Origin of the sequence: Microbacterium sp. dk485, from assembly GCF_004570445.1 — a bacterium.
GTDB lineage: Bacteria > Actinomycetota > Actinomycetes > Actinomycetales > Microbacteriaceae > Microbacterium > Microbacterium wangchenii.
The window spans coordinates 2,021,336-2,034,872 of record NZ_SPQW01000001.1 but is presented as its reverse complement, the minus strand read 5'-3'; the positions used below and the strand labels follow the sequence as shown (position 1 = coordinate 2,034,872).

General features: G+C 68.4%; 13 protein-coding genes. 6 read left to right on the top strand and 7 right to left on the bottom strand.

Annotation, left to right across the window (positions count from 1 at the left end):
* Positions 1-62: 62 nt before the first annotated feature.
* Positions 63-644, top strand: coding sequence for a sugar O-acetyltransferase (locus tag E4V99_RS09595; protein WP_135117077.1), 582 nt, complete (start codon positions 63-65; stop codon positions 642-644).
* Here E4V99_RS09595 and soxR read toward each other — a convergent pair.
* Positions 634-1,086 (bottom strand): redox-sensitive transcriptional activator SoxR, encoded by a 453-nt coding sequence (gene soxR / locus E4V99_RS09590; RefSeq protein WP_135068870.1) that lies wholly within the window; start codon positions 1,084-1,086, stop codon positions 634-636. The genes E4V99_RS09595 and soxR overlap by 11 nt on opposite strands.
* Before the next feature lie 46 nt (positions 1,087-1,132).
* Between soxR and E4V99_RS09585 the strand changes: the two genes are divergently transcribed.
* The 4 genes from E4V99_RS09585 (at position 1,133) to E4V99_RS09570 (ending at position 6,078) form a co-directional block, all read left to right on the top strand.
* Positions 1,133-1,966, top strand: a complete 834-nt coding sequence (locus tag E4V99_RS09585) for an SgcJ/EcaC family oxidoreductase (RefSeq protein ID WP_135117076.1) — start codon at positions 1,133-1,135, stop codon at positions 1,964-1,966.
* A complete protein-coding gene (gene zapE / locus E4V99_RS09580) occupies positions 1,963-3,051 on the top strand; it encodes a cell division protein ZapE (protein ID WP_245233152.1) in 1,089 nt (362 codons plus the stop codon). The genes E4V99_RS09585 and zapE overlap by 4 nt, the downstream gene beginning before the upstream one ends.
* A 98-nt stretch (positions 3,052-3,149) precedes the next feature.
* Positions 3,150-4,304 carry an epoxide hydrolase family protein gene (locus tag E4V99_RS09575; RefSeq protein ID WP_135117074.1) on the top strand — a complete coding sequence of 385 codons (1,155 nt, stop codon included), beginning with the start codon at positions 3,150-3,152 and terminating at the stop codon, positions 4,302-4,304.
* Positions 4,305-4,641: 337 nt separating this feature from the next.
* Positions 4,642-6,078 carry an HNH endonuclease signature motif containing protein gene (locus tag E4V99_RS09570; protein WP_135117073.1) on the top strand — a complete coding sequence of 479 codons (1,437 nt, stop codon included), beginning with the start codon at positions 4,642-4,644 and terminating at the stop codon, positions 6,076-6,078.
* An 11-nt stretch (positions 6,079-6,089) separates the two neighbouring features.
* Here the strand turns inward: E4V99_RS09570 and E4V99_RS09565 are convergent, their stop codons facing one another.
* Positions 6,090-7,922: a DUF2207 domain-containing protein gene (locus E4V99_RS09565; RefSeq protein WP_245233151.1), complete on the bottom strand. Its 1,833-nt coding sequence runs from the start codon at positions 7,920-7,922 to the stop codon at positions 6,090-6,092.
* A gap of 44 nt (positions 7,923-7,966) precedes the next feature.
* Between E4V99_RS09565 and E4V99_RS09560 the strand changes: the two genes are divergently transcribed.
* The gene (locus tag E4V99_RS09560) at positions 7,967-8,413 is read left to right on the top strand and encodes a MarR family transcriptional regulator (RefSeq protein WP_135068892.1); all 447 of its coding nucleotides are present in this window, start codon (positions 7,967-7,969) and stop codon (positions 8,411-8,413) included.
* Positions 8,414-8,460: 47 nt separating this feature from the next.
* Here the strand turns inward: E4V99_RS09560 and E4V99_RS09555 are convergent, their stop codons facing one another.
* Genes E4V99_RS09555 through E4V99_RS09535 form a run of 5 tightly spaced genes read right to left on the bottom strand, consistent with a single transcriptional unit; the run spans position 8,461 to position 13,472 of the window.
* Complete coding sequence (locus E4V99_RS09555; protein WP_245233150.1) at positions 8,461-9,270, bottom strand: glucosamine-6-phosphate deaminase; 810 nt, start codon at positions 9,268-9,270, stop codon at positions 8,461-8,463.
* A 14-nt stretch (positions 9,271-9,284) separates the two neighbouring features.
* The gene (locus E4V99_RS09550; RefSeq protein WP_135117071.1) at positions 9,285-10,103 is read right to left on the bottom strand and encodes a carbohydrate ABC transporter permease; all 819 of its coding nucleotides are present in this window, start codon (positions 10,101-10,103) and stop codon (positions 9,285-9,287) included.
* Positions 10,100-11,014: a sugar ABC transporter permease gene (locus tag E4V99_RS09545; protein ID WP_135117070.1), complete on the bottom strand. Its 915-nt coding sequence runs from the start codon at positions 11,012-11,014 to the stop codon at positions 10,100-10,102. The genes E4V99_RS09550 and E4V99_RS09545 overlap by 4 nt, the downstream gene beginning before the upstream one ends.
* Positions 11,007-12,359, bottom strand: coding sequence for an extracellular solute-binding protein (locus E4V99_RS09540; RefSeq protein ID WP_135117069.1), 1,353 nt, complete (start codon positions 12,357-12,359; stop codon positions 11,007-11,009). The genes E4V99_RS09545 and E4V99_RS09540 overlap by 8 nt, the downstream gene beginning before the upstream one ends.
* 54 nt (positions 12,360-12,413) lie before the next feature.
* The gene (locus E4V99_RS09535; RefSeq protein ID WP_135068900.1) at positions 12,414-13,472 is read right to left on the bottom strand and encodes a PfkB family carbohydrate kinase; all 1,059 of its coding nucleotides are present in this window, start codon (positions 13,470-13,472) and stop codon (positions 12,414-12,416) included.
* Between the last annotated feature and the right edge of the window lie 65 nt (positions 13,473-13,537).

Sequence of the window (13,537 nt, the reverse complement as noted above, 5' to 3'; positions counted from 1 at the left end):
TCGCCGGTGGAATCCGATGAGGGCCGTGTCTGAAAGAGTCGGTCGTGGGTGAGAATCCCCCCATGGAACTCCACGACCTTCTCGAGGCGCTCGATGCCGGCACCACCATCACCGGCGACTCGCCACTGCACCGCGTCATGCACGAGGTCAGTCAGGAAGCGCTGAGGATCACCGGGGAGCTCAACGGCGGGTATCACGACCCCGCACGGGTACGAGAGCTGCTGTCGCAGCTGACGGGGAAGGACGTCGACGAGTCGGTGACGGTGTTCCCGCCGTTCTCCGCCGACTTCGGCAAGAACATCACGCTGGGCAGGCGCGTGTTCATCAACTCCGGATGCAGATTCCAGGACCAGGGCGGCGTGTTCGTGGGAGACGACTGCCTCATCGGGCACAACGTCGTGTTCGCCACGCTCAACCACGACCTCGATCCGAGCCGTCGAGCAGACATGCACCCGTCACGGATCGTCGTCGGCCGCAACGTCTGGCTCGGCGCGAACGTCACCGTCCCGCCCGGCGTCACCATCGGGGACAACGCCGTCGTGGGCGCGGCATCCGTTGTGACGAAGGACGTACCCGAGAACGCGATCGCCGTGGGCTCGCCGGCGCGAGTGGTCCGCGTGCTGACCGATCAGGTCACGGGATGAGACGCCGGGCGCCCGGCCCCTGCTCCCCCATCGCATCACCCGGATTCGTGTACGGGCAGGCTGTGAGGGAGAGACACCCGCAGCCGATGCAGTTCGCGAGGTTGTCACGCAGCGCCTCGAGGCGCTCGATGCGCTGATCGAGGTCGGCACGCCACATCCGGGCGATCCGGGCCCAATCGCGTTTGGTGGGCGGCTGCTCGTGGGGCAGCTCGTCAAGGGCCTGCTTGATCGTCGCGAGCGGGATGCCGAGGGTCTGAGATGCGCGGATGAAGCCGATGACGCGCAGCGTGTCGCGGCGGTACTCGCGGCGGTCGCCGGCGGTGCGCCGGCTGGTGATGAGCCCGAGGCGCTCGTAGTAGTGCAGCGTCGAGACCGCGACGCCCGCGCGCTGGGCCACTTGTCCTGGTCTCAGCCAGACAGCGTCCTCCGGGATGTGCGCCATATCTTCCCTTGACATCAAGTGGACTTGATGAAGTGGACTCTAGGACATGAGCCCGATCGAGTCACCCGCGACCGCAGCATCCAGGGACGCCGACCGCCTCACCGAGCTCGTCGCCGCCATCCAGCGCACGCAGCGGGCGGAGGACGTCGACGGCTTCCTCGCCCTGTTCGCCCCCGACGCCGTGTGGGTGAATGGGGCCGGCGGCCGTCTGCTCGGGATCGAGGAGATCGCCGACTTCACCCGGAAGGCGCTGCCCGGCGGGATGGCCGGGCAGTCTGTCCGCTACGACGTCACCGACGTGCGCTTCCCCGCACCGGACGTCGCCATCACGAGCGTGGATCAGGAGTACCTGACCGCCGATGGGCAGTCGTTCTCCCCTCGGCGCGAAGGAAGGCCGACCTACGTGTGGGCGCGGCGGGACGGGGACTGGCGCATCGTGCACGGGCAGAACACCGGTGTGATCCAGCCCGCCGACGAGACGATCGCGGGCGAGGATGCGGCCACCCTCCGCGACATCGTCGCGAACGTCGAGAGGGGCTTCAATGAGAACGATGCCGAGCTCTTGATCCGCGACATCGCACCGGATGCACGGATCGTCAACGCGGTCGGCGCGGAGCTCATCGGACGCGAGGAGATCGAGACGTCCACCCGGAAGGCCCTCCTGCGGGCGCATCTGCGCGACGCGACGGCGCACTACCGCCTGGACGGGATCGCGCTGCTCGCGCCCGACGTGGCGGTGGCGCACAAGCGGGCGTGGTCGACCGCGGAAGCCGCAGAGCGTGGCGATGCCCCCGAGATGACGGCCCTCTATGTCTTCGCCCGGCGCGACGGCCGCTGGTGGATCCTCCGCCGGCAGAACACGCTCGTCGCCGCCGCGTGAATCCGGCGGGCGACCCGAACGACGATTCGGCCGAACCGCTGGTCGCATGGCACGCTCAACGAGTGCGACCGGAGAACGCGCTCGTTGTGGGCGTCGAGAACGCGGCAGCGCGTGATGGCTTCGCTCTGGACGCAGCTCAGCGGGCGTTACTCGAGCGGCTGGCGACTCTCGGCGCAGATGTCGATCGCGGCCCCTTGCGGCGATCGTCGCCGCGCAGCCTCTACATTCACGGGGACGCGGGGCGAGGCAAGTCCTGGCTCGCTGACGCCTTCTTTGCGGAGCTCCCGCTGGCTCAGAAGACGCGCGTGCATTTCCATCGGTTCTTCGACGAGCTGCACCGCAGCATCCACGGTCACCGAAGCGAAAGAGACGCCGTCGAACGCGCGATCGACGACATCACCGGGAACAGCCGCCTGCTCTTCTTCGACGAGCTCCACGTCCACGACTCCGGCGACGCACGGCTCCTCACCCGCTTGCTCGATCACGTCTTCCAGCGCGGTCTTGCCGTTCTCGCGACGTCGAACTACGCCCCGGACGATCTGCTCCCGAATCCGATCTGGCACCACATCTTCGAGCCGGGCATCGCGCTCATCAAGACGCACATGGACGTGTGGAACCTCGCGGGTCCCATCGACTACCGAACTGTCAATCGAGAGCACGGCCGCGGCTTCGCCGCCGGCACCTGGACACTGGAGCCCGCCGGTTCCGGTGCACCTGAACAGCGGGCCTTCGCCATCGCCAAGGGACGATCATTCACGGTGACGTCACTCGACGGCGGCGAGCTGGTCGCATCGTTCGACCAGCTGTGCTCGGCAGCGACGTCGACGGTCGAGTACCTGGACTGGGCGCGATGCTTCTCCCGCTGGGTCATCACCGACATACCGTCCTTCGGGGCAGTCGACGCGGAGGCTCAGCAGCGCTTCATCAACCTCATCGACGTGCTGGTGGACGCCGACATACCCGTGCGTTTCTCGTCGACGGTCGATCTGTCCGGTTTCCTCGCGGACGCTTCCAGACGGCCCGATGCCTTCCGAATGGCAAGCCGCCTCCTACTCCTCGACAGCGCTTCCCGATCGAGCGCCTGACCGCTCATTCTCGGCCGGGGACAGGTGATGTCCTCGTTCGTTCCTAGCGTCCTCGTGGTGTGGCTCATTCGGGCCGGCACACGACGGAAGGAACTTGGATGACTGCCGCAATTCAGCCGTTTCGAATCGACATCCCGGACAGGTCAGTCGATGAGCTCAGACGCCGGCTGGGCGAGACCCGTTTTCCGCCGCCCCTGCCTGGCGATGATTGGTCGACAGGAGTGCCGGTCAGCTACCTGCGGCGAGTGGTCACGTATTGGGCTGACGAGTTCGAGTGGGCGGCGCAGCAGGCTGCGCTGAACACGTTCCCGCAGTTCACCACGGTGATCGAGGGGCAGACGATCCACTTCCTCCACGTTCGATCGAAGGTGGAAGGTGCCCTGCCGCTCGTGCTCACCCACGGATGGCCGGGGTCGTTCCTCGAGTTCGTGGATCTGATCGGCCCCCTCACCGATCCGGAAGCCCACGGAGGCGCCGCCGTGGATGCGTTCGATGTGGTCATTCCGTCGCTACCCGGATTCGGATTCTCAGGCTCGGTCGTTGAGGGCGGCTGGGACGCGGCTCGCATCGGGCAGACGTGGGCGACGCTGATGGAACGCCTCGGCTATGACCGATACGGGGTACAGGGTGGGGACATCGGCGCAGCCGTCTCTCCCGAGGTCGCGCGAGTGGCACCGACTCATGTGGTGGGCGTCCATGTCAACGGCTCGATGGGTATGCCGCTGCAGGCTCCCAGCGAAGCAGACCTTGCATCCCTCACCCCGTTGGAGCTGGACCGTCTCGAGCGGGTGCAGACCTTCATGCGGGAGGAGTATGGCTACATCGCGATCCAATCCACCAGACCCCAGACTCTCGCAGCGGGGCTCGTGGATTCTCCCGCCGGCCAGCTTGCGTGGATCATCGACAAGTTCCAGAAGTGGACCGTTCCCCACAAGGCGCTCCCCGAAACGATCATCCCCCTCGATCGAATCCTGACCGACGTGTCGCTGTACTGGTTCACCGAGTCTGCCGGCACAGCCGCCTACGTCGGATATGCGCAGCACTCGGCGTGGGGGGCGACCAGGAAGCCGACCGGCGTTCCCACGGGGGTCATCATGTTCGCCCACGACGTCGGCATCCGCAGGTTCGCCGAACGGGAGAACACCATCACCCGGTGGACTGACGTGAGCGACCGCGGCGGGCACTTCGCCGCCCTCGAGGAACCGCAGCTCCTTGTCGCGGATCTGGCGGAGTTCTTCCGTCCCCTCCGGTGAGGGAGTGGTCGTCGAGTTCTCGCACCTCGCGGCATCATCACCCCGTCGAAAGAATCACAGAAAGATAACGGCGGGGTCTTCCCTCCCGTTATCTTCTCGTTATAGAGTGCTCGCACGGTAGTTGTTTTGCTGTGGCAGCTACCGGACATGTGATTGCAGGACACTCTTGGTGCAAGGGAACAGGGCCGGTCGGAAGCCTCTCCGACCGGCCCTTACTCTTGCCCGGCCGCATACCTCTCCTCCCCAGCCCACGGCCCAGCGGAGTTATCCACAGAAATAGCTCCTGACCTGGGGTGAAGACCATCCGGATGTCGGTGGCCCCTGCGAGAATCGCCTCATGTTCGACAGCGATCGCACCGCCCTCACGACCTCTCTCCGCGCAGGTCTGCAGGCGATGGTCGACGGGCTGGATGCTGCGGCCGCATCCGATGACGAGCTCCTGCGGCACGTGGCCGACGTGGAAGCCCTCGGCCGACTACTGGACGCGGCCCGCGTGACGCTCGCCGGAGAGGTCGCGCACCGCAGTCGAACCGACCTGGGCAGCGAGCGGCTGACGGTTACCCGCGGTTGCCGCACCCCCGGGGAACTCCTCGAACGCGTCACGCTCGTTTCGGGTTCGACCGCACGGGCACGCATACGCGCCGCGACGCCGCTCCGAGCTCGCGTCGCGCTCACCGGCGAGACGCTGCCCCCGGCGTTCCCCGTGGTCGCCGGCGCCGTGGCGTCAGGTGCACTCGGGGTGGATGCCGCCTCCGCGATCGTGACAGCGCTCGCCTCGATCCGCGAGCGCGGCGCCGCGTGTGAGGCGGACGCGTTCGCAGCGGCGGAGCAGGCGCTCGTCGATGCCGCCACGGGAGAAGGCGACGCACTGCCCGCGGGTGCGGATGAGGTCGCGATCATGGCCAACACGTGGGCGCTCTTCCTCGACCCGGATGGGGCACTCCCCGACGGGGAACGTGCGATGAAGGCGCGCGGGCTGACGCTCGGGCGGGAGAGGGCGGGCGTCGTCGGCGTGCAGGGCGCACTGCTTCCCGACGTCGCCGCCCAGTTGCAGCGGTTGCTCGACGCCTTCCTCAACCCGAAGGCGCCGGGCGCTCCCGGCCCGCGCTTCGCGGACGAAGCGGAAACCGATGAGAGCGGCGAGGATGTGCCGGCGGACCCGCGCACGACCACCCAGCGCCGGCACGACGCGTTCGCAGGTGTCCTCTCCGTCGCCGCCGGCATGGACGGCATCCCCAGCCTCGGCGGATCCGCCCCGACGCTCGTGGTCACCGTCCGCGCGGATCAACTCGATCAGGCGTCAGGAGTGGCCTTCGTCCCTCCCACCGGCGCCGGCGACACCGGAGCGGTACCCGCTTCCGTCGCCCGGCATGCCGGCTGCGCCGGACAGATCCAGCGGATCGTCTTCGATCCCGCGGGGCGGATCGTCGATCTCGGCACCCCGCAGCGTCTCTACACCGCACATCAGCGCCGCGCGATCGCCACGAGGGACGGCGAATGCATCATCCCGGGGTGCCACGTCCCCGCCGCCTGGTGCGAAGTGCACCATGTGCAGGAAGCCGCCCGTGGCGGCCCCACCCACACCGACAACGGTGTGCTCCTGTGCTGGTTCCACCACCGCACGATCGAGACGAGCGGCTGGGAGATCCGCATGGTCCGTGGGTCGCCGTGGCTCCGGGGCCCGGGATGGCTCGACTCCGCGCGACGATGGCGACCCGCCACAGGTTCGGTCCACCGCCGGCACGACGCGCTCCTCCAGGCCGCGCCGCCGTGAGCGGCCCCGGGTCAGACGCCGCCGCCGCCTCCGCCTCCCCCGCCCCCGCCGGCGGAACCACCACCGGTCGACCCGCCCGACGTGGACGACGACGACGTCGCACTCGCCGAGAGCGAGCCGATCCCCGACGCGAACGCCCCGGCGTTGAAGCCCGCAGCGCCCACGTACCACCCGGGCGTCCCGGTGGACTCGTACAGCACCCCGAGCCGCTCCGACCACTGCTTCTCCTGCCCGAACACCACGGCGTACGGCAGCAGCGACTCGTAGATGCGGAGCATCTGCCGCGGGTCGCCGGCGTCCACGGCGATGCGCTCGGCACCGCCCGGAGACTGCAGCATCCGGATGCGGTCCGCCTCCGCCCAGTCGATGAACACCTTCAGCCCCGCCAGATGGTCGCGTGTGTCCGTGCCCAGCGGCGTGAGCGGCTTGTGGGCCAGCAGACCGATTCCGAAGACCATCGCCAAGGCGCTGACGATCAACAGCACGATGGGCAGGAGCGGGGTGACGCTCCCCGCCAGCGCGAGCACGCCGAAGACAGCCGACACCGCCATCCCCGCCAGCATCAGCACCCCCGGCCACATGCGGGGCCCCAGCGGCACCTCTCGGCGCAGACCCCGCCGCACGAGCTCCTTCCCCGCGTCGGCCAGGATCGCCCGAGCCGCGGTCGAGAGCCTGGTGTCCTGCCGCCCGAACGTGAACACCGCGCCGGGTGCGGCGTCTTCGCCGAACAGGCCCTTCAGCAGCATCCGCCCGTCCCCGTCGGCGCGTTCAGGATCGACCAGGTGCGCCTCCAACTGCACGCCCCCGAAGCGGCGCCGCTCACCCTCGACGATGCGGATGCTGCCCACCACGGCCTGCTCGAGCACCTCGGCGGGGATTGCCTTCGTCGTCTTCCCCAGCAGCACGGCGCTCTCGAGGGCGTCCACGGCGGCGGGGGGAGTGAATTCCGCGACGATCGTCGGACGACCCTCGGCATCGGAGAGCAGGCGGACCCTGACCACGATCGCCCACGCCAGCGCGGCCAGGACGATCAGCACGCCCACGAGCTGGAGCCAGCCCCACGGCGAAGCGAAGAACGACGGGTTGAAGGGCGTGAACGTGCCCGAGGCGAAACCGACCGCCACCGTCAGCGTCTCGTGCGCGCCGAGGCCCGTCGCCTCCGCGCGGACGGTGACGGCGCCGTCCGGGGCCTTCTCGCTCGCGATCGGGCACTCGGCCGTCGAATCGCGCGCGCCGGCATAACAGGCCTCCGAGCCGGTCAGCTCTGCGGCGAGCGCCTCATCCACGTGCAGGGCGGCGGTGACGCGATCGAACGGCTGCTCCCAGTCCAGTCCGTTGACGTTCCAGTAGAACTCGTCGGCGTCGGTGTCGTCGAAGAAGCGCACGACGTTGCGCATCGTGTAGGTGAAGACGTACGTCTGCTCCCCGTGCACGTAATCGTCGGCCCGCGAGGTGACCAACAGGTACCCGTCGTCGCTCTCGGTCTCGACCTCGCGGGGATTCCCGTCGGCGTCGGTGACAGAGATCAGATCGACCTCCAGCGGCGCGCCGAGATACTTCTCGGGCAGCAGCCGCTGCATCCCGCGGTTCTGATCCGCGTCTGGGAACTCCGCCACGAACGTCTCCACCACCCGCAGCTCGCTGGCCCCGTCCTCGGCGCGGGTGAGGGTGTAGTCGGCGTCCATGCTCGCGAACGTGAAGTCGTTGACGTCGGCGCGCACCACGGATGCAGCGGCGCCCGGCACGGTGGACGCACCCGACGCAGCCGGCGCGACGACGACCCCCGCACCCACCGAGGCGAGGGCGATCACCAGGGCTGCCAGGGTGCGTCGCATCCACTTCATGCCGCTCAGCCTATGCGGCGCCCGTGCGCCTTACTCTTGTCGGTATGACCGACCGCCACCTCGCCGTCGATGCGTGGGAGAGCCTGTTCCGTGCGCAGCACGAGGTCTTCGAGCAGCTCAGGGTCGACTTCACCGAGACGGATCTGTCGCAGGCGGAGTACGACGTTCTGCTGACCGTCACGCGTGCGCCGGAGATGACGGCGCGTCTGCGCGACGTCACCGCGAACATGCTCATCAGCCAGCCGAGCGTCTCGCGGCTGGTCGACCGGATGGTCGCGCGCGGCCTGATCAGCAAGTGCCCCGATCCCGACGACGGCCGGGGCGCTCTGGTGCGGGCCACCGAGGCCGGGGCGGCGGCGTTCCGCCGCCTGGCGTCCGAACATGCCGCCAACATCGCCGAGCAGATGTCGTGCCTCAGCGACGACGAACTGGCGCTGCTTCGCGATCTCACCGCCAAGCTGCGCCGGCCGAAGCCCGTCACCGACTGCTGACCGGCCCTGTCACCGGCGGTTGCACACCCGGGGCCACGTTCGGAGGTCTACGAGCGGATCCGATCATCCGCATGCATGCCGATCATCCGGTCGACCCGCTCGTCATCATGGCCCCGCATCCGCACGTCCGGAAGGAGGTCGGCCTCGGAGATGCCGGAGGCGGCTGCCGGGTCGACCAAGACGGACACCGCCGGATGACGGTGCAGTGCGGTGACCGGCAGCTCCGGATCGGCCGGGCGGCTCACCAGGCCCGCGATCGCATCCGCCTTCGCGGCGCCGGTCGCGATCAGCAGAAGGCGTCGAGCGCGGAGGATGGTCCCGATGCCCTGCGTCATCGCCGCGCGGGGCACCGCGTCCACACGGCCGCCGAAGAAGCGTGCATTGTCCTGCCGTGTCCGATCGGTGAGCCGTGTGACGTGCGTTCCTCGGGCCAGAGTCGCCCCCGGCTCGTTGAAGGCGATGTGTCCATTGGTTCCCACGCCGAGGAGTTGGAGGTCAACGCCGCCCGCTGCCGCGATGGCTTCGTCATATCTCTCGCCCGCCGCCGCAAGGTCGCGGGCATCGACATCGGGGGCGTACACGCGGTCCCGCGGAATGCCCAGCGGATCGGTCACCGTGCGGCGGATGACCGCGGCGTATCGCTCCGGATGCCCCTGGGGAAGCCCGACGTACTCGTCGAGCAGGAAGACCCGGCACGCACGGTAGGCACCAGGGAAGGCGGCGTGGCGGTTGACGAGCTCGGCGTAGACCTGATCGGGCGACGACCCCGTGGCGAGCCCGAGCACGCGCGCGCCGCCTCCGACGACCTCGTCGAAGCGGTTCGCCGCCTCCGCACCGATCGCCCTGGGGTCGGGCATCACGTGCACCTCGATCATTCGCGCACCGCTCCCTCGAGCATGCCTTTAATGAAGTACCGCTGCAGGAAGATGTACAGCGCGACGACGGGAAGGGCGACCATCACGGCGCCGGCGGCGAGCAGGGCGGTTCCCTGGGTGTACTGGCCCTGGAAGAAGGCCAGCCCCAACGGGGCGGTGCGCACGCTGCCGTTGGGCGACATCACGAGCGGGACGAGGAACTCGTTCCAGGTCCACATGAACACCAGCAGCACGAGCGTGAGGATCGCCGGGCGCCCGATCGGGACGAGGATCTGCCACAGGATCCGGAACGAACTCGCGCCATCGAGCTGGGCCGCCTCGATCATGGCGCGATTGGTCGTGCGGAAGTAGGTGCGCATCCAGTACGTGCCGAACGCGATCGACATCGCGATCTGCGGGAACGCCACGCCCCAGACGGTGTTGGTCAGCCCGATCGTGCGCAGATCGAAGTACAGCGGAACGATGATCGCCTCCGTCGGCACCATGATGCCCAGGAGGAACACGTAGAAGATGACATCGGCGAAGCGGAACCTCATCGTCCCCAGCGCGTACCCGGCGAGGATGGAGGCGGTCACGGCGACGATCACGACGACAACGGCCACGACGACCGAGGTGGCCATGTACTGGCCGAACCGGCCGACTTCCCACGCCTCGGCGAAGTTCTCCCAGTGGAACAGCCGGCCCTCGCGTGCGACCGACGCGCTCTCGGGGCCGAGCGCCAGCGAGAGGATCACGCCGACCGGTCCCAGGATCACGAGAGCGAACACGATGAGGATGACATAGTTCGCGGTCTTCTCCACCGCCGAGGTCTTCACTTCTTGTCCCCGATCCTGTTCACGACGAAGTTGATGGCGAAGACGACGATGGTCAGCGCGACACCCACGGCCGTCGCCGCGCCCACTTCACCGAGTTGGAACGCGCGCCGATAAACCTCGTAGCTGGGCACTGTCGTGGAGGTGCCCGGTCCTCCGCTGGTGGTGACATAGATGAGATCGAAGGTCTTGAGCGCCGCCACGATCGTGAGCGTGAGGGCCACGGTGATCTCGCCCCGCACCGAGGGAAGCGTGATGGCGAAGAACTCCTGGAACGGACCCGCCCCGTCGATGCGCGCGGACTCGTACAGTTCCGGCGGGATGCGGCTCATTCCTGCCATGAGCAGCACAGTGACCAGCCCGAGGCTGACCCAGCTGCCGATGAGCCCGACCGCGGGGAGCGTGAAGGTGTAGTCGCCGAGCCACGGGCGGGCGAGATCGCCCAGGCCGATCGCGCGCAGGAACCCGTTCAGAGGGCCGTCCGGCGCGTAGATCTGCCGCCAGGTGACGGCGACGACGACCATCGCGATGACCTGGGGAAGGAAGATGATGGTCCGGAAGAAGCCGAGACCGCGCACCTGCGCCCGTGTCAGTAGCGCCGCCAGCAGCAGCCCGATGGCCAGCGGAAGCACCGCGTAGAAGAAGATGAGCACGAATGCGTGCAGGAACGCCTCACGCAGCTCCTCGTCCTGGACGAGCGCGATGTAATTGCCGAAGCCGACGAAGGTGGACTGCCCGAGTCCGTCCCACTCGAAGAAGGAGAACTGCGCGGCCCGGCCGAGCGGGAATAACAGGAAAGCCCCGTACAGCAGCGCAGCCGGTGCCAGATAGGCGAGGGGAACCCACGCCGCGCGTGACCGACCGGAGCGCCTCGAGGCCCTCCGGTCGGTCACGCCGACGACTGGGTCACTCATTCGCTGCGACGAACTCCGAGTAGTCGGCCTCCAGCTGCTCAGTGAAGGCCGTGGGCGTCATCTCTCCGGCCAGCAACCCCTGCAGCGCCCGCCCGAGCGTCTCGCCGGCCGTGGGCGTGGCGTAGTCGAGGTAGGGCAGGAGATCACCGTCTGTCGTGACCTCGCCGAAGACGGCGAACACGTCCGCGAGCACACCGGAGGACGGAGCCAGTTCGGCGGTGCGGTTGACCGGCAGATTCCCCGTCTCCACGATGATGTCCATCGCGTCATCGCTCGTGAGGAAGTCGATGTACGCCGCCGCGACGTCAGTGTTCTCCGCGGCTGAGGTGATGGCGAAGGGCAGGCTCGTGCCGCCCGTCGTGGCCACCGACCCCGACTCGGTCGCCGGAACGAAGAAGCCCACGTCCTCGCCCATGGCGTCTTCGAGATCAGCCGAGAGCCACGAGCCGCCGAGGAGGAACACGCCCTGACCGTCGGCCAGCGCCTGCCAGGCGGCGTCGTAATCGGTCCCATTCACGCCGTCGTTGAAGTAGCCGCTGTCCACCCAGCCCTGCAGCGCGGCGGCGGCCGCCTCGTTCTCCGGCGTGGTCCAGCTCGCGCCGGGATTGCCCAGGCCGAGCGACGTGATCGATTCCGGGTCGACGTACGCACCCTGCAGCGGCCCGAAAACGTGTCCTGCCGGCCATTGCTCGATGTTGCCGAGCTGAAGCGGGATCTCCCCCGCCTCCTTCGCGGCGGCCAGGGCGGCGTCGAACTCATCCCACGTTCCGGGCACCTCCAGCCCGAGCCCCTCGAGCTTCGACTTGGAATAGAAGACACCCACGACCTCGCCCATCTGCGGGAGGCCGTAGAGGTTGCCGTCGCCGAAGACCGCCGCGTCCTCGCTGTACGTGGAGTACTGCAGCACCGAGGGCGAGTAGCGCTCGAGCCAGCCGTATGCGTCGGCGTAGTCATCGAGAGGACGAAGCTGTCCCGCCTCGACGAAGGCACCCATCGTGTTGCGGCCGTTGTTGGCCTGCACGACGTCGGGGGCGTCCTTGTCCGTGAGCGCGAGACGGAGGGTGGTGTTGAGATCCTCGAACGCCTGCGACACGCGTTCTATGGTGATGTTCGGATACTTCTCCTCGAACGCCGCGTTCAGGCGTTCGATCTCCTCGTTCTGGCCCCCGCGGACCTCCTGGTCCCAGACTGTCAGCGTCATCTCTCCCACTTCGGAGATGTCGGTGCTGATCGCCCCGCCGGAGGGAGCGTTCTCGGGAGTTCCCGCGCCAGGCGCGCATGCGGTGACGCCCAGCAGGAGGGCGGCGCCGCCCGCCAGCGCGGCGAGCCGTGTGTGTCGTTGCATGATTTCCCTTTCGGTTTCCAGTGGTGCAAGAGGCTTGGGTGGTTCACCGGTGGCTCACGAGGTGCGAGCCAAGTACAAGCCGGGGCCGGCACGGCGCACCGGGGGCGGGGCGTCGGCGGGCAGGACGTCGCTCAGGAACCCATAGCGCCGCACGAGGTCCTCATCGCCACCCGCCAGGGTCCGCTCCCACCACTGCCCGATCTCCGCCCAGCCGGGAGCGCCGAAGGATCCGCCGAGCTGGCCTACCGAGAGCCCGGAGCACAGGGCCGCGAAGGCGAGCCTCTGGGCCAGAGGCCACTCGGCAAGCGTGCCGGCGACCAGCGCCGCACCGAATACGTCCCCGGCGCCGGTGGCGTCGACGAAATCAGTCCGGATCGAAGGAACGGCAGCCTCTTCACCGGTGGCGGCGTCGATCGCAACGGCGCCAGCGGCGCCACAGGTCACAACGACCAGGGGAACCTGCTCAGCCAGCCGTCGGGCGGCCTCGCGCGGCTCGTCCGCCCGAGTGTAAGCCGACGCCTCCCGCGAGTTGGGCGTGAACGCGTGGCAGTACGCGAGCGGATCGAGATCACGGGGATCCCACCGTTCGCTGGAGTCCCAGCCGATGTCGGCGAAGATCCGGGTGCCGGCTCGCGACGCCCGCTTCCACCAGGAATCGGGATCGCGCTCCTCGCGCAGAGCGTTGAGATCGGCCAGTGCGGTACGGGCGCGCAGAGGGCCGCTGAGGAGCTCGTCGACGGAGACCGGCCACTCCTGGTCGTACGTCACCATGCTGCGATCCGCGTCCTGCTCGATGGCCACCGTGACGGCGGTCGTGAAGCCGGAGATCATGCGCGATCGGGAGAGGTCGATCCCCTCGTGCTCGCCGAGCACCTCCCAGCTCCAGCGGCCATGAACGTCGTCGCCGAAGACGGATGCCAGCGAGGAGCGAAGCCCGAGCCGCGTTGTCGCGACGGCAAGATTCGCGATGCCTCCCGGGCTGATTCCGAACTCCTTGGCGCGCACTTCGGTGCCGGCGGCGGGGCGGCCATCGAGTCCAGTGAAGACGAAGTCCAGGAACAGCGGCCCGGTGAGCACGACGTCCACATCGGCGTGAGCATCGGCGGAGGTCATCTCGCTCCTCTCAGGGGCGTCCACGGCGACAGCGTTTGCTAGAACATACTCCAGAACTGCTCGAA